Origin of the sequence: Oceanicaulis sp. UBA6590 (assembly GCF_002433705.1) — a bacterium.
In the GTDB taxonomy this organism is placed as follows: Bacteria; Pseudomonadota; Alphaproteobacteria; order Caulobacterales; family Maricaulaceae; genus Oceanicaulis.
Genome location: NZ_DJIQ01000006.1, coordinates 54,658 through 75,066, shown reverse-complemented (window position 1 = coordinate 75,066; position 20,409 = coordinate 54,658). Strand labels below are relative to the sequence as shown.

The 20,409-nt window shown below is 65.2% G+C and carries 23 protein-coding genes; 5 read left to right on the top strand and 18 right to left on the bottom strand.

Features of this window, described 5'->3' with window-relative positions; genetic code table 11:
* The first annotated feature begins 121 nt into the window (after positions 1–121).
* From B2Z70_RS01585 to B2Z70_RS01575, 3 genes are all read left to right on the top strand, one after another.
* Positions 122–1,123 (top strand): hypothetical protein, encoded by a 1,002-nt coding sequence (locus tag B2Z70_RS01585; RefSeq protein WP_292980202.1) that lies wholly within the window; start codon positions 122–124, stop codon positions 1,121–1,123.
* Between the two features lie 155 nt (positions 1,124–1,278).
* Positions 1,279–1,680: a hypothetical protein gene (locus B2Z70_RS01580; RefSeq protein ID WP_009803333.1), complete on the top strand. Its 402-nt coding sequence runs from the start codon at positions 1,279–1,281 to the stop codon at positions 1,678–1,680.
* A gap of 51 nt (positions 1,681–1,731) precedes the next feature.
* Entirely contained in the window at positions 1,732–2,151 is a 420-nt protein-coding gene (locus B2Z70_RS01575; protein ID WP_009803332.1) for a SufE family protein, read from the top strand.
* On the opposite strand, the gene B2Z70_RS01570 is transcribed toward B2Z70_RS01575, so the two are convergent.
* The 16 genes from B2Z70_RS01570 to B2Z70_RS01495 all read right to left on the bottom strand — a co-directional run bounded on the left by B2Z70_RS01570 (position 2,148) and on the right by B2Z70_RS01495 (position 14,030).
* Entirely contained in the window at positions 2,148–2,546 is a 399-nt protein-coding gene (locus tag B2Z70_RS01570) for a VOC family protein (protein ID WP_040612769.1), read from the bottom strand. The two genes, B2Z70_RS01575 and B2Z70_RS01570, sit on opposite strands and share 4 nt — an antisense overlap.
* 38 nt (positions 2,547–2,584) lie before the next feature.
* Positions 2,585–3,349 (bottom strand): DUF6456 domain-containing protein, encoded by a 765-nt coding sequence (locus tag B2Z70_RS01565; protein WP_292980198.1) that lies wholly within the window; start codon positions 3,347–3,349, stop codon positions 2,585–2,587.
* The gene (locus B2Z70_RS01560) at positions 3,346–3,696 is read right to left on the bottom strand and encodes a helix-turn-helix domain-containing protein (RefSeq protein WP_292980196.1); all 351 of its coding nucleotides are present in this window, start codon (positions 3,694–3,696) and stop codon (positions 3,346–3,348) included. The genes B2Z70_RS01565 and B2Z70_RS01560 overlap by 4 nt, the downstream gene beginning before the upstream one ends.
* A 129-nt stretch (positions 3,697–3,825) precedes the next feature.
* Positions 3,826–5,550, bottom strand: coding sequence for a Na(+)/H(+) antiporter subunit D (locus B2Z70_RS01555; RefSeq protein WP_292980194.1), 1,725 nt, complete (start codon positions 5,548–5,550; stop codon positions 3,826–3,828).
* Positions 5,543–5,860 (bottom strand): hypothetical protein, encoded by a 318-nt coding sequence (locus tag B2Z70_RS01550; protein WP_009803328.1) that lies wholly within the window; start codon positions 5,858–5,860, stop codon positions 5,543–5,545. The genes B2Z70_RS01555 and B2Z70_RS01550 overlap by 8 nt, the downstream gene beginning before the upstream one ends.
* Positions 5,857–7,326, bottom strand: a complete 1,470-nt coding sequence (locus B2Z70_RS01545) for a proton-conducting transporter transmembrane domain-containing protein (RefSeq protein ID WP_009803327.1) — start codon at positions 7,324–7,326, stop codon at positions 5,857–5,859. Before B2Z70_RS01545 ends, B2Z70_RS01550 begins: the two co-directional genes overlap by 4 nt.
* Entirely contained in the window at positions 7,323–8,849 is a 1,527-nt protein-coding gene (locus B2Z70_RS01540; protein WP_009803326.1) for a monovalent cation/H+ antiporter subunit D family protein, read from the bottom strand. The genes B2Z70_RS01545 and B2Z70_RS01540 overlap by 4 nt, the downstream gene beginning before the upstream one ends.
* A 3-nt stretch (positions 8,850–8,852) precedes the next feature.
* Entirely contained in the window at positions 8,853–9,257 is a 405-nt protein-coding gene (locus B2Z70_RS01535; protein ID WP_009803325.1) for a cation:proton antiporter subunit C, read from the bottom strand.
* Between the two features lie 3 nt (positions 9,258–9,260).
* Positions 9,261–9,707: a Na(+)/H(+) antiporter subunit B gene (locus B2Z70_RS01530; protein WP_009803324.1), complete on the bottom strand. Its 447-nt coding sequence runs from the start codon at positions 9,705–9,707 to the stop codon at positions 9,261–9,263.
* A gap of 3 nt (positions 9,708–9,710) precedes the next feature.
* Positions 9,711–10,268, bottom strand: a complete 558-nt coding sequence (locus tag B2Z70_RS01525; RefSeq protein ID WP_292980189.1) for a DUF4040 domain-containing protein — start codon at positions 10,266–10,268, stop codon at positions 9,711–9,713.
* Positions 10,265–10,627 carry a monovalent cation/H(+) antiporter subunit G gene (mnhG, locus tag B2Z70_RS01520; RefSeq protein ID WP_009803322.1) on the bottom strand — a complete coding sequence of 121 codons (363 nt, stop codon included), beginning with the start codon at positions 10,625–10,627 and terminating at the stop codon, positions 10,265–10,267. The genes B2Z70_RS01525 and mnhG overlap by 4 nt, the downstream gene beginning before the upstream one ends.
* Positions 10,627–10,950 (bottom strand): MrpF/PhaF family protein, encoded by a 324-nt coding sequence (locus B2Z70_RS01515; RefSeq protein ID WP_009803321.1) that lies wholly within the window; start codon positions 10,948–10,950, stop codon positions 10,627–10,629. The genes mnhG and B2Z70_RS01515 overlap by 1 nt, the downstream gene beginning before the upstream one ends.
* Before the next feature lie 2 nt (positions 10,951–10,952).
* Positions 10,953–11,474, bottom strand: a complete 522-nt coding sequence (locus tag B2Z70_RS01510) for a Na+/H+ antiporter subunit E (protein ID WP_009803320.1) — start codon at positions 11,472–11,474, stop codon at positions 10,953–10,955.
* A 106-nt stretch (positions 11,475–11,580) separates the two neighbouring features.
* A complete protein-coding gene (locus tag B2Z70_RS01505) occupies positions 11,581–11,889 on the bottom strand; it encodes a DUF190 domain-containing protein (protein ID WP_009803319.1) in 309 nt (102 codons plus the stop codon).
* A gap of 3 nt (positions 11,890–11,892) precedes the next feature.
* Complete coding sequence (locus B2Z70_RS01500) at positions 11,893–12,873, bottom strand: sodium-dependent bicarbonate transport family permease (RefSeq protein ID WP_009803318.1); 981 nt, start codon at positions 12,871–12,873, stop codon at positions 11,893–11,895.
* A gap of 62 nt (positions 12,874–12,935) precedes the next feature.
* The gene (locus B2Z70_RS01495; protein ID WP_292980184.1) at positions 12,936–14,030 is read right to left on the bottom strand and encodes a DUF2336 domain-containing protein; all 1,095 of its coding nucleotides are present in this window, start codon (positions 14,028–14,030) and stop codon (positions 12,936–12,938) included.
* A gap of 203 nt (positions 14,031–14,233) precedes the next feature.
* On the opposite strand from B2Z70_RS01495, the gene B2Z70_RS01490 reads away from it, so the two are divergent.
* Together B2Z70_RS01490 and B2Z70_RS01485 are read left to right on the top strand one after the other, a co-directional pair.
* Complete coding sequence (locus B2Z70_RS01490) at positions 14,234–15,490, top strand: MFS transporter (protein WP_292980182.1); 1,257 nt, start codon at positions 14,234–14,236, stop codon at positions 15,488–15,490.
* 117 nt (positions 15,491–15,607) lie between these two features.
* Positions 15,608–17,911 carry a S9 family peptidase gene (locus B2Z70_RS01485; protein WP_292980180.1) on the top strand — a complete coding sequence of 768 codons (2,304 nt, stop codon included), beginning with the start codon at positions 15,608–15,610 and terminating at the stop codon, positions 17,909–17,911.
* An 86-nt stretch (positions 17,912–17,997) separates the two neighbouring features.
* Here B2Z70_RS01485 and B2Z70_RS01480 read toward each other — a convergent pair whose 3' ends face one another.
* Together B2Z70_RS01480 and B2Z70_RS01475 are read right to left on the bottom strand one after the other, a co-directional pair.
* Positions 17,998–18,660 carry an energy transducer TonB gene (locus tag B2Z70_RS01480; RefSeq protein WP_009803314.1) on the bottom strand — a complete coding sequence of 221 codons (663 nt, stop codon included), beginning with the start codon at positions 18,658–18,660 and terminating at the stop codon, positions 17,998–18,000.
* A gap of 207 nt (positions 18,661–18,867) precedes the next feature.
* Positions 18,868–20,400 carry a tetratricopeptide repeat protein gene (locus tag B2Z70_RS01475; RefSeq protein WP_292980177.1) on the bottom strand — a complete coding sequence of 511 codons (1,533 nt, stop codon included), beginning with the start codon at positions 20,398–20,400 and terminating at the stop codon, positions 18,868–18,870.
* Between the last annotated feature and the right edge of the window lie 9 nt (positions 20,401–20,409).

Genomic DNA, 20,409 nt, shown 5'->3' with positions numbered 1-20,409 from the left:
GCACGCTCGTCTGGGCCCGTTAACAATTACTGAATTCGCGCCAAACACCGTCATCCCCCTTGGCGCGGACCGCGCTCTAGGTCATGATCAAAACAGGTTTTTCTCCTTGGATGACGAGATCATGATTTTTGCCGCCATCAGCGTCGCCTTGATGTCCGCCGCAAGCCAGTCCGCCGCCCAGGAGCCGCCTGCCGCGCCGGTGCTCAGCCTGCCGGCGCCCGATCAGGGCGCATCCCTGCCCGACACGACCGAGCCCGAAGTCCTGCAGAACGCCCAGACCTATGCCGCATACCGGTCGGATGTGACGCTGGCGGGGGAGCGTGAATTGCTGTCCGGCGCCGATCTCGACGCCACCATGGACGCGCTGTCGCAATATTATGACGGCGATCGCCTTGTGAACGCCCAGATCGCCTATGCGGCGCTCGTGGCCGCGCGCAATCCCGAATTCATCGACGCCGTCCGCGCCGTGGCCGATTACTATGGCACCGAGACCGCCGCCGCCGCCCTCACCCATGATCCCATGTATGTCACCGGCTTCATGGGCGCGGATACGGCGGGCCAGACCGTCGCCGTCGCCATTGACGGCGATGTGACCGACATACGCGAGGTCGGCGCGCGCTATCGCCAGGCCGCCTATGACCTGCAGCACGAACGCTGGGCCCAGCAGCGCGCCCGCGATCGCCAGGAACGCCTCTCTTCGCTGGAGAGCGCCTCCGAGCGCCTGGACGTCCAGTTCCGCGCCCCTGAGACTCCCGCCGCAGCGCCCATGGGCGCCAGCGCCACCCTCTTCGCCCAGCCCGAAGTCGTGGACCTCAACCTGCCCGACCTCAGCGTCGAGGTGGGCCAGAGCCAGCTTCAGCCCGATGAGCGGCGCGTGGGCCGCATGCTGTCGCTCGCCGCGCTCGACGCGATCGAGGACGGGGACATGACCTATATGGACCGCCTGCTGGATGATCCGGCGGTGGAGCGCTGCATGGCCTGGGTGCGGCTGGACCTCGCCCAGTGCGTGGCGGCGGGCCATTTCAAGTATGAGGACAGCTTCTGCATCGCCGAGCACGCCCTCAATGACGTGGCGGACTGCCTGACCGCGACGCGGGCGCCGACAGAAGCTGTCTCAAATTGAGACACTTTAACCGGTAAGGTAATTTCAAATTAAGGGTAAGTGTTCAGCGTTAACACACACTTTACCCTTAATTCCACATCTGCTGGTATTTCCGGGAACAGTTTTCTAGCCTCAGAATTGCTTCAAGACCTGAAGTGAGTTGAAAAGAGGCTGGCATGCTCCGCAACGTGCTACGCGCCATTTTCTGGACCGCCGTGACGGCGGCTTTCGTCCCCGCCGGCTTCAGCGCCGCGCCGGACGGAGCGTTTGCGCGTGAGACGCGTCAGCTGGTTCTGGCCACGGATGCGCTGTCCGCCTCTCAGGACCTGACCCGGCAGGCCGGACATCAGACCCGCAATTTCTGTAACGACCAGGCTGAAGCCTGCGCCGTGGGTCAGCAACTGGCCAGCTTCTCTTCGATTGTGGCTGGCGTCGTCGGCGACCGCGCCCAGCAATGGGCCGCTGATCAGGCCCGGACCGGTTCGCATGATCCGCTCGCCCTGCCCGAGGGCGCGCCCGCACAGTCGCTGGATGCGCTGCTGGCGGATGTGGCCCGCGAGACCGGCGATCTGAACTAGACCCGCCCCCGGGTCTTGCCCCGTCCCGCTCCGCGCTTTACCTCAGCGCGCATGAGTGATCTCAACACCGATATCGACAATCTCGTGGACGAGTTCGACTTCCTGGGCGACTGGGAAGAACGCTATCGCTATCTCATCGAGATGGGCCAGGCCCTGCCCGGCCTCGACGCCAGCGAGCGCAATGACGACACCCGCGTGCAGGGCTGCGTCAGCCAGGTCTGGCTGGTCATGGATGAAGGTCAGGACCGGGCGCTGGTCCTGCGCGGGGATTCCGACGCCCACATCGTCAAGGGGCTCGTGGCGCTGCTGAACCGGCTCTATGACGGTCGCACGCCACAAGAGGCGCTCTCCATTGATCCCAAGGACGTTCTGGGACGGATCGGCCTCGCCGAACATCTCTCCCCGCAACGCTCCAACGGGCTCGCCTCGATGATCAAACGCATCCGGGCGGAAGCGGAAGCGCGGGTCTAGGCCGGGTGCGGCAGGCTGAGCTGCCAGGACAGGCCGAACGGGTCGAGCAGCCAGCCATAGCGGGCGCTGAATCCGTAATCGCCGACCGGCATCAGGATCTGCCCCTCCCTTGAAAGCTGTTCAAAGGCCGCATCCAGCGCTTCGGCGCTGTCGCACTCCACATAAAGCGACGTGGACGGCGTGAACTTGAAATCATGGATGGGCGGGCTGTTGTAGATGATCAGCTCATGCCCGGCGAAGCGGGCCGAAGCGAGCTTGATCGCCCCCTCCGGCAAGGCTTCGCCCGCGCCATACCGGTCCTGGACCTCCACCTCGAACGCCGGGAAGACCGAGCGGTAGAGCGCCAGCGCCTCATCCGCATCCCCCTGAAACATCACATGCGTCCTGACCTGCATGGTGTCCTCCCCTGCGCCGGGTGATTGCGGTCGCCCCTTCAACGCCCGAACGGGTTCGCTGTGGCGCGCACCGGCTTCAGCCGATAATGAACCGCCAACCGGTCGAGCGCCAGCCTTAGCGCCTGGGCGCCCGAGCGGGACGGCCAGTTGAGGCGGTGTTCGGCGTCGGTCATGGCGCTTTGACGCAAGAGGATTTCCACCAGCCAGTGATCAAGGCCCGGCCCGACGGCGGCCAGCGCCTCCATCACCCGCTCCTGCGCCTTCATCCGCCGCAAGGGCGCGTCGGCGCGGTCAAGCGGGGCCGAGCGCCCGCCCCCGCCCGGAATCCCGCTCCAGTCCTGCGTGACGCGGCTTGCAAGGCTCGACAGCTCATAATCGCGCATCAGGCTGTCCGCCGCGCTGAGATGGGCCGGCTCCAGCAGCGGCGGCTGGCCGTTGCGCGACCGGGCATAGCGCGCCAGCGGGCCGTCACAGGTGTTCGGGTTGACCATGTGCATGCTGACGCCGCCCGCCGGATCGGGCGCCAATCGCCGTTCCGTGCTGAGCGCCGGGCGACGCTCTGGCGCGTCAGACACCACCTGCTGGCGTCCCTGATCGCTCAGGCCATGGACGCCCTCGCCCGTCTCGACCAGCCAGCCCTCTCTTACCGCCGCTTCAAAGGCGGCGCGCTCAAGCCGGGCCAGCGGCCGGCGACGACGATCCCCGTGGGCGTAGACGCCATATCCCGAACGCCCGCCCGCCAGCGGCGCCAGCACGGCCCCGCGCCGCGCGAGACGCCGCATCCAGCCTGGCGCCGGGGTCATTGGGTCATCCGGAAGGGGATGAGATCGGGCCCGGGCGCGCTGCGCAGACAGGCTTCGAGATCCTCCATCGCCGCATCAAAGGCGGGGTCGTCCCTTGCATCCTCGATCCGGTGACAGGCATGGGCCGCCGTCGAGCGGTCCCGGCCAAAGGCGTCCGCCACCCGGTTCAGGCTCAGCTCGAACGCCACATGGGTCAGATAGATGGCCGCCTGACGCGCGAGGGCGGCGCGCGCCCGCCCCCGGGTCGGCGTGTTGATCTCTTCCACCGGAACGCCAAAGGCGTAGGCGGCGGCCTGTTGCGCCAGGCGCGCACGCGCCTGGTCCAGGACAAGCGTATTGGTACGCATCGGGTTATCCCCTCCCTTCTCGATCCACGGACAAAGTATAGGATCGCGATGAAGGCTGAGGATAACATTCCTATTGCGCGCGCGTGAATTCCCTTATTAGGCTAATTGACGCTGAGCGCGTTCAATGCCCTAGACGGGGGAAAAGTATGCTACCAGAACCACGCCTGCGAGCATGATCGCCGTCCACAGGGCCATCATGCCGGAAGGAAATTCCTTGGACAGCGCGCCCGCCGGGCTGAACAGGTTGAACAGCCGCAGCCGGACAAAGCTGATGAACGCGCCCAGAACCTTGCCGATGGCGTCAAACAGGAGCTGCCCCATGGCCGCGCCCCAACGCGCGCTGGCGTCGCCAAAGCGGCGATAGAGCCAGTCCGCATCCAGGATGGTGCGATCGGATTTCAGCGGGAACAGCTTGAAGTACAGCGCCAGCCCGAAGACGAGCATGGTCCCCAGCAGCAGCTGGCTCTGCCCGTAAACGCTCGCGAGCTTGTAGGGCTTGTAGTCCATATCAAACGGCAGGATGCCGTAGAGCGCGGGATAGTTCACCCCGAGGAAGACGCACAGGAAGGCGGCGAGCGCCATTCCCAGATGCATGGTCTGGGGCGCTTCCTTCACGCGGAGGCCGCGGTCCTTGCCGAAGAAGGCGAACCAGACGACTTTCAGCGCACTGATCTCCATCACGCCGGCAGACGCATAGACCAGCAGCGTATAGGCGAGATCATGATGCTCGTGATGCGCCGCGGACAGGATCAGCGTCTTCGCGACGAACCCTGAGAACAGGGGCGCGCCCATCACCGACAGGGCGCCGATGATGGCGAAGAGCGTGGTGATCGGCATGGACTTGTACAGCCCGCCGAGCTCGGTGGCCTTCACTGTGCCCGTGCGCAGCAGCACCGCGCCCAGCACCATGAACATCAGCGCCATGTAGATCACGCCGGCGAAGGCGTTCGCCGCCGCGCCATTGACCCCCAGATGCCCGCCGACGCCAATGGCGACGACCATGAAGCCCAGCTGGTTGATCAGCGCATAGGCCAGGGTCTGGCGCAGATCATTGGAGGTGATGACGTAGAAGACCGGGAAGATCGCCATGACGAGGCCGATGACGATCAGCGCATCCTCGCCCGCAAAGCCCCGCGCCAGCGCATAGATGGCGAGCTTGGTGGTGAAGGCGGACAGGACGACCGAGCCCACGCCCGTCGCCTTGGGATAGGCGTCCGGGATCCACATGTGCAAGAGCGGGAAGCCCGCTTTCAGGCCGAAGGCGAGCATGAGGATGATCCCGGCCCAGCTGCCCGTCCCGATGGCGTCGAACGCCCAGGAGCCGGTCTGGCTGGCCCACATGGCCGCCCCGCCCAGCAGCATGACGCCGGAGAGAACCTGGATCGCCAGATAGCGCAGGCCTGCGCGTTGGGCTTCGGGCGTGCCGACCGCAAAGATCAGCGGCGCTGAAGCGAGCGCCGTCAGCTCCCAGAAGAAGAACAGGGTCAGCATGTCGCCCGCGAACACCGCGCCGACCGCGGAGCCGGCATAGATCAGCGCGGCGCCGTCGGTCATGCGGTTGCGCTCATGCAGGGCGTAGACCGCGTTGATGAAGCTGATGAGGATGAAGACCAGAGCCCAGACCCGCGACAGGCCGTCGAGACGGAAGGTCTCCAGCACCACGGGCCCCAGATCGAGCACGCCATAGACGCCGGTTTCACCGGTGGCGAACCAGGCCGCCAGCGCCCCGATCGGGCCCAGCATCATCAGCGCCTTGCGCAGTTCAGAGCGCGGCGACGCCCAGGCCAGAAGGCCCGCGGCGATCAGGAACCAGGCCGGCGAAACGCCGTTCAGAATGGACACGGCGTCAGTCATCCTGGCCCTCCGTCACATCGCCCGCAGCGCGGGAATAGAAATCGCCCGGACGGCTGATCAGCCAGACCAGCCCCCAGCCGAGCAGGATGGCGACCGCCGCGGCCGCCAGCGGCAGCAGCTCATAGGCGCCATAGACTTCGGGGTATTTGGACAGGCCACCATCAGACAGCACGGTTTCCAGCGCAAAGCCTCCGACCACCAGAACGGCGATCACAATGAGGGCGATCAGGCCCGCGCGCGGGCTGCTCAGCCCGCTGAGCGGACGCGCCAGCGGATGCATGCCGGCTTTGGAGTCACGGGGCGCGGTCATGGCGTCATCTCCGTGGTGAAGACAGGCGACAGGAAGTCGATCAGCGGACCGATGGCGAAGAACAGCGCCACCGTGCCCAGAGCCGTGATCAGCGGTGCGATCCAGGCGAGCGCCGGCGGCTGGCCGGGCCGCATCGGGCTCGGTTCAGGCTTGGGCTTGAAGAAGCCGCGGATCACGATGGGCAGGAGATAGCCGATATTCAGCAGGGTCGAGCCGATCAGCATGACGATCAGCCAGGGCTGCCCGCCGGACGCCGCGCCCTCCATCAGGAAGACTTTCGGCCAGACCCCGCCAAAGGGCGGCACGCCAATGATCGACAGGGCGCCGATCAGGAAGGCGGCGAACGTCACCGGCATGTAATGGCCAAGGCCATTGAGCTGGGAGATCTCGGACTTCTTGGCGCCGGTATAGATGCCGCCCGCCGTCATGAAGAGGGTGATCTTGCCATAGGCATGCATGACGATCTGAAGCGCGGCGCCCAGAAGCGCCAGCGGGCTCGCCACCATGGCGCCCAGCGTGATGTAGCTCAGCTGGGAGACGGTGGAATAGGCGAGCCGGGCCTTGAGATTGTCCTTGGTGAAGGCGAAGACCGAGGCGAGCACGATGGAGCCGCCCGCCACCCAGGCCAGCACATCCGCAGCCGGCAGGGTCTGCATGTAATCTGCGCCGAAGATGTAGACCACGACCTTCAGGATCGAGAACACCCCCGCCTTCACAACCGCCACGGCGTGCAGGAGGGCCGAGACAGGCGTGGGCGCGACCATGGCGTTGGGCAGCCAGGGATGCACCGGCATCAGGGCCGCCTTGCCGATCCCGAAGGCGAACAGCACCAAAAGGACAGACCCCGCAACCGGGCCGACGCCCGACATGACGCCGCCGACCGTGAAGTCGGTGGTGCCGGTCAGCGCGTAGACTGCGAACACGCCCGGCAGGAACAGGCCGATGGAGGTCGCCAGAAGAATGCCCAGATAGATCGAGGCGCCGCGCTTGGCCTTGGCGTCGCCCTTGTGCGCCACCAGCGGATAGGTCGCCAGAGACAGCGCTTCATAGAAGAAGAACAGGGTCAGCAGATTTCCGGACAGCGCGATGCCCATCGCCGCGGCGATGGAGATCGTGAAGCAGAAATAGAAGCGGGTCTGATCCTTCTCGTTGTTTCCGCGCATATAGGCGATGGAATACAGCGAGTTGATAATCCACAGACCGCTCGCCACCATGGCGAACATGGCCCCTAAGGGCTCGAGCTTGAATTTCAGCTCCAGCCCCGGCGCCAGGGTGGCCAGCACCAGCTCGGGCCGCCCCGAGGAGGCTTCCACCAGATAGGCCACCACGATCGCCAGCGCGATGGCGGTGATGAGGGTGACGGCTTCGCGAAGATTGGGCTTGGCGCCCAGCGCCAGCACCCCGGCGCCGCCAATGAGCGGCAGGATCAGGGCGAGCGCGAGGGCCAGTTCAGGGGTCCAGCTCACGGCGCGACTCCGGCGTTGAAGGCTGCGGCGGCGGCCGTCTCAGCCATGTTCACGATCGGCTCGGCATAGACGCCGAACACCAGGTTCATCAGGGCGAGGACCAGAAGCGGGCCCAGGATCATGTAGGGCACGCGCTGCACCGAGCGGCTGGCGCCGTCCGGTCGCGGGGCGACCCACAGATTGACCAGCACGCGGTAGCAATAGAACACCGCCAGCACCGAGCTGATCAGGATGGCGACCACCGCGAAGGCCCAGCCTTTCTGGAGCGCCGCCTGAATGAGATAGAATTTCGACACGAAGCCCACCGTGAACGGCACGCCGATCAGCGACAGCGCGCCCAGAGTGAAGGCGGCCGAGGTGACCGGCAGGGCCTGGCCCAGCCCCTTGAAGTTCTCGATCCGGCGCACGCCATAGCTGATCGCGAACGCGCCCAGCGCCATGAACAGGGCGCCCTTCATCATGGCGTGATTGATCAGGTGCAGTACGCCCGCCGCGACACCGGCCTGTGTGCCGATGCCCAGGCCGAGCATCATGTAGCCCACCTGCGCCACCGACGAATACGCCAGGAGGCGACGCACATCGCTCTGGAACAGGGCCTGAGCCGAGGCGATGATCATGCCCGCAATCGCGAGCGGCGTGATCACATAGGTGAAGCTGTTCAGCACAAAGCCGTTCTCGACCGAGAACACGTCAAAGCTGAAGCGGATGATCCCGTAGAACGCCACCTTGGTGGCCGTGGCGGCCAGGAAGGTGGTCACAAAGCTCGGGGCATAGGCGTAGGCGCCCGGCAGCCACAGATGCAGCGGAAACAGCGCGGCCTTGAGGCCCAGGCCAACCAGGATGAAGGCGAAGCCGATCTCCACAACCCGGTTGCCATGCAGCTCGGACAGGCGCGCGGCGAGGTCGGCCATGTTGAGCGTGCCGGTCGCCATGTAGAGGAAGCCCACGCCGATGACGAAGAAGGTCGCCCCGATCGTGCCCATGACGAGATAGTTGAACGAGCTTGTCAGCGCGCGACGGTCCTGCCCCGCCCCCATGGCGATCAGCGCATAGGTGGGAATGGATGAAATCTCGAGGAAGACGAAGAGGTTGAACGCGTCGCCCGTGGTCGCCACGCCCGCAAGGCCGGCGAAGACCACCAGAAAGGCGGAATAGAAGAGCGAGCGCTTGTCCTTGTCGATCTCGTCCTCGACGCTGGGCAGTGCGAACAGCAGGGCCAGCACGGCGCTGGCGGTCAGCAGCAGCAACAGGGCGGCGTTGAGTCCGTCCACGCGGAACTCGATGCCCACCGGCGGCTCCCAATTGCCCAGCGCATAGCTGATGCCGGGCGCGTCGCCGCGTGTAGCGAGGAAGAGTTCAATCGCGAACAGGAACGCCGCCACGGAGCCGGCCATCGCCAGCCCCCAGGCCGTCCGGCCGGATTTCAGGGCTGCGGCCGGGGCCGACAGGATGAGCGGGATCGCCACCAGCAAGACCGGGGCATGGGCCGCGAGCGCGGCCGGGAGGAATTGACCAACCGTCACGGCTTAAACGCCCTTTTCCAGTTCCAGGGAATAATCGGCCTCGGCCAGCGTATCGTCTTCGATCGAGCCGTAGGCTTCACGGATGCGGACCACCAGCGCCAACCCGACAGACAGGGTCGCCACGCCGACCACAATGGCGGTCAGGATCAGCACATGGGGCAGCGGGTTGGAGTAGATCGCGTTGGGATCAAGCTTGTCATACGCCATCTCCTTGTAATCGAAGATGGGCGGCGCGCCGCCGAAGACCTTGCTCATGCTGATATAGAGCAGGAAGACCGAGGTCTGGAAAATAGACAGGCCCACCAGTCGCTTGACGAGATTGCCCGTCGCGATCACCGCATAAAGGCCGACCATCATGAGAATGATGATGACCGCGTAGTTGAACCGTTCTGCAAGCACCTCAACCATGGCCTACCAGTCCTCGTCAGAAATTTCAGGGGTCCGGCCGGCGAAGGCGTAGAAGATCGCGATCATCACGCAGGTCACGGTGGTCAGAACCCCGATCTCCACGGCGATGATGCCGATATGCTGGCCGGTCCCGTGGGAGACATCCGGATGCAGGACGGCGTATTCCAGGAACTTGCCGCCCATCATCAGGGAGACGAAGCCGACGCTGGCGTAGATGAAGCCGCCCAGCGCCATGCCCACGCGCGCCCAATAGGGCGGGAAGACCTTGCGGGCCTCGTCCAGGCCGAAGATCAGCGCGTACAGGATGATGGCCGAGGCCAGCACGACGCCGGCCTGGAAGCCGCCGCCCGGCGAATACTCGCCATGGAAGTGCACGTAGAACCCGTACACGATGATGAGCGGGATCAGGACCTTGGACACGACCCGCAGGATGACGTGAGGGGACATCATGACCTAGTCCTCCTTGCGCTTGGAGCCGCCCAGACCGATCAGCAGGGCGACGCCCAGACCGGCGGCGAAGACCACGAAGACCTCGCCCATGGTGTCAAAGCCCCGATAGCTGGCCAGCACCGCGGTGACGACGTTGGGGATGTGAATCTGCTCGGCGGTCAGGTCGACATACTCCATGCCGACGCCCGTATTGGCGGCGCTGGCGGCGTCGCCGTAGATCGGCATGTCGCCGAGCGCATAGAACAGCGCCACGCCCGCCGCGATGGTCACCACCGCCGCCGCGGCGTGACGGGTCAGCGAGGTCTTGTCGGCCTCACGCGAGGTCAGCAGCATCGCGCCCAGAAGCAGCACCGTGGAGATGCCCGCGCCCACCGCCGCTTCGGTGAAGCCCACATCGACGGCGTCGAGCGAGACGAACCAGGCGGCGGAAATCAGCGAATAGGCGCCGGTCAGCATCACCACGGCGAAGAGATTGCGCAGGCGGATGACCGCGATGCCGATGCACAGCAGCATCGCCATGAAGATGTAGTCGAAATACTGGGTGATGTCAGACGCGCTCATGCCGCCCCTCCATCGTCAGAACCGGCATGAGGGCGATAGCGGGTCAGAAGCGGCTTCAGGCCCGACTTGTAGGCGGCGTTCGCCACGGCGTGGGTGGCGGTGGGGCTCGTCAGAAAGACGAAGACGCCCAGCAGCGCCAGCTTCACCGTGATCAGGGACAGCCCGCCCTGGATCATCAGGCCGATGACGATCATTTCCGCGCCCAGCGTGTCCGTCACGCCAGCCGCATGCATGCGCGTGTAGAAATCGGGCAGGCGAATGACGCCGATCGCCCCCGCCAGCACGAACACCGCGCCGGTGATCACAAAGCCCGCCGAGACGATGTCGAGAGCGAGGTCTATCCAGAATCCGTAATCCATCAGTCGTCATCCTCCCCGTCGAGGGCGCGGCGCAGGGCCATTTGCGACAGGGCCACATCCAGCGAGCGATAGCGGAAGAATTTCAGGATCGCGATGGTGGCGATGAAGTTGATCAGCGCATACAGGAGCGCAATGTCGAGGCCGTCGCCCCGGCCCACCATTAGCGAGAACACCGCCAGGAACAGCACCGTCTTGGTGCCGAAGGAGTTCACCGCGAGCACGCGGTCATAGAGCGTCGGGCCGATGAACAGGCGGCTGATCATCAGCACCATGGACACGGCCAGGACAATGGCGATGCCGAAATCGAGAATGGGTGTGATCATGATCAGGCCTCTCCCCGCGGCTTCTCGAGCGCTTTTTTGCCCTCGACCGCCTCGATGGAGCGACGCTCCATGTCGCGGAAGGCGTCCTGGTCGGCGAACTCCTCGGTCAGCGCGTGCACCAGAAAGCCCGTCTCCTCCACCTCGACCGTCACGGTGCCCGGCGTCAGGGTGATGGAGTTGGCGTAGGTGGTGCGCGCCATGTCGGATTTCGCGGTGACCGCGACGCGCGTCATGACCGGCTTGATGTTGAGATCGGGCGCCATGGCGATGCGCACCACGGCGATATTGGCCTTGAAGATCTCGGCGCCCAGCCAGCCCCAGTATTTGAGGTATTGCGGCAAGCGGGCGAAGGGGACGGATTCACCATCCAGAAGCCCCATCCGGGCCGTCGCCACGAGCGCGACGATGACGGCGAACACGCCGAAGCCCACCAGAAGCGGTTTGAACCAATACCCCGACAAGAGCAGCCAGAGCACGGCCAGAACGAGTGCGAGCAAGACGCCGTAGAACAGCCTTGAGGCCACCGATCACCCTCCCTTTGCGCCGCACACGGGGCGGCGTTGCTGGGGCGTTCTAGACCACCCCGAACAGCGTTTTCCAGTGAAACCGGACATTAACGCTGGAGTTTCTTCAGAAGCGTTCGCCGCGAACGACCTCGACGTCATGAGCGTAGATGATGCCCGGATAGCGCGCGAAGAAGGGCTCTGCGAGTTCGAACACCTTCTCGGCGGTCTCCGGCTTCATCACCGAGAGCACCACCTTCATTTCGGTGGCGTCCAGCACGTCCTCGCGGGTCCAGTCCCCGCCCAGGCCGCTGCCCTCGCGTCCTTCAAGCACGGTGAAGCCGGTCACGCCGCACTGGCGGAACAGATCGATCAACCGCTTGAGATGGGGCGTCTCGACAATGGCGATGAGTTTCTTGCGAACGGTGCGCGCCATGGGTCAGCCTCCGATGATGGCGCGGGCCACCGCTGTGTACAGCGGGATGCCGATCGCCAGGTTGAACGGGAAGGTAATGGCCAGGGACAGGGTCAGATAGACCGACGGATCCGCCTCCGGCAGGGCGATGCGCATGGCCGCGGGCACCGCGATGTAACTGGCCGAAGCGCCCAGGATCATCAGCGCCGCCGCATCTCCGGCGCCCATGCCGGCGAGCAGGGCCAGGCCGAGCGCCGCCGTGGCGCCGATGGGCGGCATGATCACGCCGAACAGCGCGCCGGGCACGCCAAGCTTGCGCGCGCCCGACAGACGCCGCGCCGCCACAAGGCCCATGTCCAGAAGGAACAGGCACAGGATGCCCTGGAACAGATCGACCACGAAGGGTTCCAGACGGGCCATCCCCGGCTCGCCCGTAATGCAGCCGATCACGAATGCGCCCATCATCAGGACCACGGACCCGTTCAGCGCCACTTCGCGGATCAGCTCGCCGCGGGCGGACGGATCCGGCCCCTTGCTCGAGGCGCCCGCCAGAAGCAGGCCGGTCAAGATGGCCGGGGTCTCCATCAGCGCCAGAACGGCGACCATATGGCCCGAGTAGACAAGGCCCGAAAGCTGCAGGAATTCCGAGCCCGCCACGAAGGTCACGACCGAGATCGAGCCGTAGTGCGCCGCGCTCGCCGCCGCCGTGGTGCGGTCCAGCTTGGTGAAAGCGCGCAGGAGCGCATAGGCGAGCAGCGGCATGGAGAAGCTCAGCAGCACGCCCGAGCCTGCCGCCAGCAGCAGCTCCGCGGTCAGCCCCGCCTTGGAGACTTCCACCCCGCCCTTGAAGCCGATGGCCAGCATCAGATAGAGCGCCAGCCCCTTGGCCACCGCCTGGGGAATGTTGAGATCAGACCGCACCACCCCGGCAAGAACGCCCAGGGCGAAAAACAGAACGGCCGGCGAGGTCAGGTTCGCAAGCGCGAGAGAAAGAACTTCCATCATGGTGCGACAGCTAGACGCACAGACCTGGAGGTTCAAGACTTGTTGCGCGCGCGAAGGCTGTTTCAGCCCGCGCGGGCGGCGCGGGCGATGACCCAGTTCCAGTAGCGCAGCACGGTTTGCGCCTTGTCCACGCTCATGGTGTCAAAGACCAGCACCGCCTGTTCGGCGCGATTGAAGGCGTCCATGCGTCCCGAGCCTTCGATCATGCTGGTCAGGTGCTGACGCGACAATCCGGTGGCCTTGGCGAGAATCGCCAGCGGCTCGCCGCCGAAATCATCAATCATGCGGTTGAGAAGATCGCGCTGCACATTGGCCAGCACCGCGGCCTCCGCGCGCAATTCCTCGGTGAACCCGATTTGCGCGGCGCGCTCCACCAGCCCCTCCAGCGAACCGAAGGGGGTGACGTCGGCCGCTTTGCGGTCGCGCTGGCGACGATCGATATAGGCCAGCGCCTCCCGCACGGCGGCGTCCGGCGTCTCCTCCCGCGCGGCCAGCGGAAAGACGTCCTCGGCGGCGTCCTGCAGGATCTGACGGGAGGCGGCGAACCGGTCGAGAATCATCCGCCGCAATTCGTGCGAGACCGACCAGAACAGGGCCAGCGCCTGGGCCGGACGCATTTCCGGCCGCGAGATCAGCAGGCGGGCAATGCTCTCATGCTCTGCGGCGACGCGCACGATCACATCCATGGTCGCGCTGGCGAAGCGGACGCCGGGATTGCGCAGCAGGACCGTCATGACTTCAAGATCCGCGCTGGAGCACAGGGCGGCGGCGACGGTCTCGGACACCTGTTCGCGCCGGGCGATCTCCAGCTTGTGCCGGGGCGTGCCGGACTGGGCGATATCCATCATGTCAAAGTCTGACAGGGCCTGGGAATGGCGCAGCAAGGGTTCGGCCACTTCAAACCGGTCATGGGCGAGCCGTCGCAACAGGCCGCGCGGCGCCTCGTGCTGCTGCGCCAGTCGCCGGGCGACCTTGGCGCGCAAGTCCACATCCGCCGCGCGCAGCAATTCATCCAGCACATCGGCCACCATCCACCGCTCCTGCGGGGCGATCTGGCTGGACGGCAGGCAGACAATGTCCGCAAGCCTGCGGGTCAGAAGGTCGCGCGCCTTGGGAGGAGCGGGACGAGGCGGTGCGGGGCTGAGATCTTCGGCCATGGTCGACTTCATTTCCTGCATGAGCCGTCAGAGTGCCCGCAAGGGCGTTAAGGAAGCGTCGAGACGGAAGCCGGTGCGGAAAGAGACGCCCGGCTCGGTGCTTAAGTCCTTATCAAGCTTGTTATGCCCGTATTTGGCTTGCTAGAGTTCAGTGTGTCGATTCACAAACAGGCTTCGACCGACGGCAGGGGACAGGACGGATCGTGGCGCTGAAACGTCTACGCAAATTGCGCCGCATCAGGCGTTTACCGCCATTCGCCGTCTACATGATCGCGGTGTCGGGCTGGTTCTTCAGCTTCGGCCTGCAGACCACGCTGTTTCCCGGCGTGATCAACTACACGCTGAATGAAAGTCCGGACCGGCTGGGAATCGCCCAGGCCGCCCTCACCGCCCCCATGCTGTTCCTGCTGCCGCTGGCGGGGGTCGTCGCCGAGCGGCTCGACCGCCGCTGGGTGATGGGCGGCTTCCACGCGCTGGCCTGTCTGTGCGCGGCGGTTCTGTCGCTGATGCTGTTCCGGAATCTGCTGAGCTATGGCGCGATGATTGTCTACGCCCTGCTGGTCGGCGTGGCGGGGGCCTTCGTGATGCCCGCACGCGACAGCGCGGTGAACGCGGTCACACGGGTCGCCCAACGCCTGGGCCGCCCCGGATTCACCCTGCAACGGGCCGTCATTCTCGCCTCCCTCGTCCAGTTCGCCGCCCAGATCCTGGGCATGGGCGCCGGGGTGCTGGCCGGTCGTCTGGGCCCGGCGCCCCTCTTCGCCGTCCAGGCCACTGGACTGGCGATCGGCGGCGCCGCCGCGCTGCTGATGCCGCGCCTGCCGCGCCAGAACACGGGCGGGGAAAGCCTGTGGACGAGCCTGAGAACCGGCGTGCTGGAAGTGCTGCGCTCTACCATCCTGGCGCCCATGACCCTGATCATGCTGGCGCTCGGGCTTCTGGTGGTGGGCGGCGGCTTCTTCGTCATCATCCCGGTGCTGGTGCGCGATGTCTATGACGGCGGCTATGGCATGCTCGCCCTCTTGCTGGTGGCGTTCTGGATCGGCGCCTTCATCGCCAATGTGCTGCTGGCGCGCGCCGGAGAGGTCGAGCGGCCGGGCCGCGCGCTGATGCTGGCCCAGATGGCGACGGTCATCACCATGGGCCTGCTGGCCTTCCCCATGCCGCTTTACGCCCTGTTCGGGCTCGTCTTCAGCTGGGGGCTGGGCGGCGGCGTCGCCATCTCGCTCTCGCGCGCCGTGGTGCAGGAAAACGCGCCGCCGCGCATGATCGCGCGGGTGATGAGCGTGTATCAGCTCGGCCTGTTCGGCGGCATGCCCCTGGGCGCCTTCGTCATGGGCCATGTGGTCCATGAGATCGGTCCGCGCCTGTCTTCGCTGATCCCCATGACCGGCTTGCTGCTGGTGCTGATCTTCGTGTCGCTGACGACGCCGATACTGACCTTGCGCCGAAGCGCCTGAGTTTCTTTTTGGTTAGAACCGCCTGAGGCTCTGGACAGCGCTGCAGCCGCGAGAAACACTGCATCCTCAATCTTTCTGGGGAGTCAGACGCAGTGCTGCGTCTGGTGAATATTCATCATGACCTTATCTCGATACGGCTCGAAAGCCGCCTTGCTCGCCGGGGCGGCGCTTATCGCCCTCGCCGCGTGCAGTCAGCCGGCCTCTGACAGCGCCGCCACCACTACGGAACAGACGATGACCGACACCTCCGCCCAGGATCTCATTGCCCGCGCGCAGACCCTTGAGGCGCCCACGCCCGAGCAGCGCCCGGAGGAGATCGAACAGCTGGGACGCACCCGCACCGACGAATTCAGCTGGCTGCGTGACGCCAACTGGCAGGAAGTCATGCGCGATCCGTCCGTGCTGCGCCAGGATATCCGCGAGCATCTCGAGGCGGAAAACGCCTATTACAATGAGGTGATGGAGCCGCTCTCCGGCCTTGAGACCCGCATCTATGAAGAGATCCGCGGCCGCATCAAGGAAGACGATGAATCCCCCGCCTCCCGGGACGGCGACTGGTATTACTCCTCGCGCTATCGCGAAGGCGGCCAGTATCCGGTCTTCGTGCGCCGCGCCACGGGCGAGAACGGCGAGATGGCGGGCGAGGAAGTCATCATCTTTGATGGCGACGCCGAAGCGGAAGGCATCGACTATTTCGGCCTGGGCGCGGTTCAGCACTCGCCCAACCACCGCTATCTGGCCTATGCCGTGGATACGGCGGGCTCTGAATTCTACGCCGTGAAGATCCGCGATCTCGAGACCGGCGAGGATATCGCCACCCTGACCGATGAGGGCTATGGCTCCATCGTCTGGGGCAATGACAGCGAGACCATCTACTGGGTCTGGCGCGACGAGAACAACCGGCCGCGCCGCGTCTATCGCCAGAACATCAACTCCGATGACGCCGAGCTGATCTACGAGGAAACCGACCCCGGTTACTTCCTGGGCGTGGGCAAGACCGATGGCGATCGCTGGATCGTGCTCTCGGCCAACGACCACACCACCAGCGAAATGCGCGTCTTTGACGCCAATGACCCGAACGCCGAGCCGATCCTGATCGCCGAGCGCGAGCCGGGCGTGGAGTACTCGCTGACCGAAGCGGGCGGCCGCCTGTTCGTGCGCACCAATCTTGATGACGCCGTGGACTTCCAGATCATGGAAGCCCCGCTCGAGGATCCGCGTCGCGAGAACTGGACCCCGCTGATCGAGCACCGTCCGGGCGTTCTGGTGAACGGCTTGATGGGTTTCGAGAACTGGCTGGTCCGCTCCGAACGCGCCAACGCCCTGCCCCGCATCGTCGTGCGCGACCTGCGCTCGGGCGAGGAGCACGAGATCGCCTTTGACGAGGAGGCATACGCTCTGGGCATGGATGGCGGCTATGAATACGCCACCGACCAGATGCGCTTCTCCTATGAGAGCCCGTCCACCCCGGAACAGACCTATGACTATGACATGGGCACGCGCGAGCGCACCCTGATCAAGGAACAGGAAGTGCCCTCCGGCCATAATGCGGACGACTATGTCGTGCGCCGCATCATGGCGACCGCCCGTGACGGCGCCAGCGTGCCGGTCACGATCCTGTATCACCGCGACACTCCGATCGACGGAACCGCGCCGCTGCTGCTCTATGGCTATGGCTCCTACGGCATCACCATCCCGGCCAGCTTCTCGGTCTCGCGCCTGTCGCTGGTGGATCGCGGCATGGTCTACGCCATCGCCCATATCCGCGGCGGCATGGCCAAGGGCTATCAATGGTATCTGGACGGCAAGCTCGACCACAAGATCAATACCTTCAATGACTTCGTGGATTCCGGCCGCGCCCTGATCGAGGAAGGCTATACCTCCGAAGGCCAGATGGTGGCGATGGGCGGCTCCGCCGGCGGCCTGCTGGTCGGCGCAACCATCAACCAGGCGCCCGAACTGTTCGCCGGGGCCATTGGCGCGGTGCCCTTCGTGGACGTCCTGACCACGATGAGCGACGACACCCTGCCGCTGACCCCGCCGGAATGGCCCGAATGGGGCAACCCGATCACCGATGAGGCGGCGTATGACTATATCGCCTCCTACAGCCCCTACGATCAGGTGAGCGCGCAGGATTACCCGCACGTTCTGGCCACCGCCGGTCTGACCGACCCGCGCGTGACCTATTGGGAGCCGGCGAAATGGGCCGCGCGTCTGCGCACCCGCCGCACCGATGACGGGCTGACGCTTCTGCGCACCAATATGGGCGCAGGCCATGGCGGCGCGTCGGGCCGGTTCGACGCCCTGCGTGAAACCGCCGAGGAATACGCCTTCGCCCTGATGACCGTGGGTCTGGCCGATGAAGAAGCGGCTGAGACCGCCTCTGAAAGCTCTGAGAGCCATGAGGGCGGCGAGCACTAGGCTCGGCCCCATCGACGACAGGAAACGGCGCGGGAGCCTCTCCCGCGCCGTTTTTTTTTATCAGGGCTGTGAGGGTGACAAGCGGGTCACCCCTCTTCGAGATTGAACACCAGGGTCGTCTCCACGCCGCGATTGACGATCTGGTCAGGCGCCGCGGCGCCGACTGTTTCATGACGCCAGCGCTCGACCGCGGCGAGGCTCGCCCGGGCGAAGCCGGTGCTGTCGCACGCGACGACCTGAAGGTTCACGGTCGCGCCAGAGGCCAGAATGTCATAGCGAATGGTGCATCGCCCCGTGACGCCGCGCTCGAGCTCACGTCCGGGATAGACAGGCGGCACGCGGATGGAGAGCGGCGTCGGCGCCAGCGCCACGCTTCCCAGCTCCGCCTCGATCACAGGCTCCGCCATGACCGGCGCGGAGGCATAGGTCATCCCGTCCTCTCCCGGACGCTCAGCGGCGGTTCTTTCGATCACGGGCGGGGCCGGCAGAGGCTCGACCGCCTCCAGCACCGGACGTTCGGTTCGAGTGACGGGCAGCGGGACCACAACCTCTGAAATCGTGAAGGTCTCGCGGTCCGGCGGTTCCGGCAATCGGATCAGCTCCACATGGATCAGCACCTTCATGAGCACGAACAGGGCGAAGGTGATGATGACCGCCAGACTGGCGGCCGTGATCCATCGTGCAGCGGCCGAAACGGCCTGCTGACGGGACGGCAGGGATGGTGAGGACGTGAGAGGCAAGGCGGTCATGGCGAACTCCCCGAATGATGCGGGGCGGCCTGAGGCTCTGTTCCCCGCGAACCTTGCGAGGCTGTAATGTGAATGCGGCGAAAACCGGGCCTTTTCCCGCTCAAAGCGTGACGCGATGTTCGACCATCGTCTCAGGCGAGTCCGGTTTGACGCAAAGAAAAACCCCGGCGCGGTACGCCGGGGTTTTCCAGTCGGTTGCAGAAGCGATTAGCCTTCAGCCGCCGCGGCGTCAGCTTCACGCTGGGCCTGGGCCGCAGCCGCTTCCTCGTCAGTCATGCCCGCTTCACGGATCTGTTCGCCGTAGACATTGTAGTACGGCTCGCAGCGTTCCGGGATCGATTCAAACCGCACGCGGCCTTCATCATCCACAGAACCGGTCAGGACGATCTGGCGACGTTCCGCATCCAGGGTCAGGCGGCATTCGTCGATGACGATCTGCTCCTGCTGGACCCGGCGACGCTCTTCACCTTCGATCTGGGCGGTGATCCAGCGGATCCAGCCATTGGAGCTGGACCGGGTGCTGGGATAGCGCGCGCCTTCACGGAAGGCGGCCAGCGCCCCCTGGCGGTTGCCCTGACGGAACCGGGCGGTGCCCAGAAGCTCCCAGGCCTTGCCGGTATCGCTGAGACCGCCGCGATCGATGGCCGTCTCGAAGGCGGATTCCGCCGCTGCGAAATTGTTCAGCGAGAAGTTCGCCTCAGCCAGACGCAGTGCGGTTTCGCCATTGCCCTGCAGTTGGGACAGACGCTCGAGCACCGGAATGGCCCGCTCAAACTCGGACGCCTGACGCCACATATTGGCCAGGAGTTCGAGATTGCGCTGATTGGACTCGATCCGGCCCGCATTCATCTCACGCTCCAGAATGGAGGCGCCGCGATACGGGTTCTCGAAATAGCTGTAGTACTGCACCAGGCGGATCAGCTCGTTCTCTTCCCGGAACAGGCCGTTCAGATACATGAGCTTGTTGGCTTCAAACGCATTGGTCGCGTCATCCTGCTGCGCGTAGAGCGCAACCAGGTTCTGCCAGCCCTGACGGGCGCCCGGATAGGCGGAGAGGTATTCCCGGATGACCCGCAGCTGATCGCTGGTGCGATCGAGTTGCTGGTAGAAGTAGAACATCAGGTTGAAGTCCTGCTCCGTCTTGTCCGGGGTGTTGTTGTAGAAGATTTCCGCATAGCGAACCCCGTCCCGCAGACGCTCGGCCTGCAGATACGCCTGAGCCACCGTCTTGGCGAAGCTCGGGGTCAGTTCCGCGCCGGCCTGGATGGCCAGTTCGAACTGACGGATCGCCTGGTCGGTCTGTTCCTGCACCAGATAGAGCTGGCCCAGAGCCGTCCGGATGGAAATGGTTTCATCCGTGGTGGTGGCGCCGGTGTTCAGCGCCGCCTCGAAGTCACGGATCGCCAGATCCAGGCGGTCCTCCTGAAAGTATGCCCGAGCCCGGAGCTGGAGAACCACAAACCGTTCATACGGGCTGAGTCCGTCCCGCGCCGCGAGCTCGTTCATGATGCGAAGAACACAGGCATTGTCGTCCGCGTCCTGACACTCCTGCGCGGCAAGCACCTGCTCGCCCACAGCAGCCGTCAGCACCCGGCCTTCAACCTGTTCTTCATCGTCATTGTTACGACGGCGTTGCGCCTCGGAAGGCGCAGCGATCGCAAAGGCCAGAAGGCCGGCTATGGCGACGACGCCCAGTGACCGGACCAAGCTGGCGGGGTTGAAAGTCTCGTTCAGAGTCATTGTCTCTCT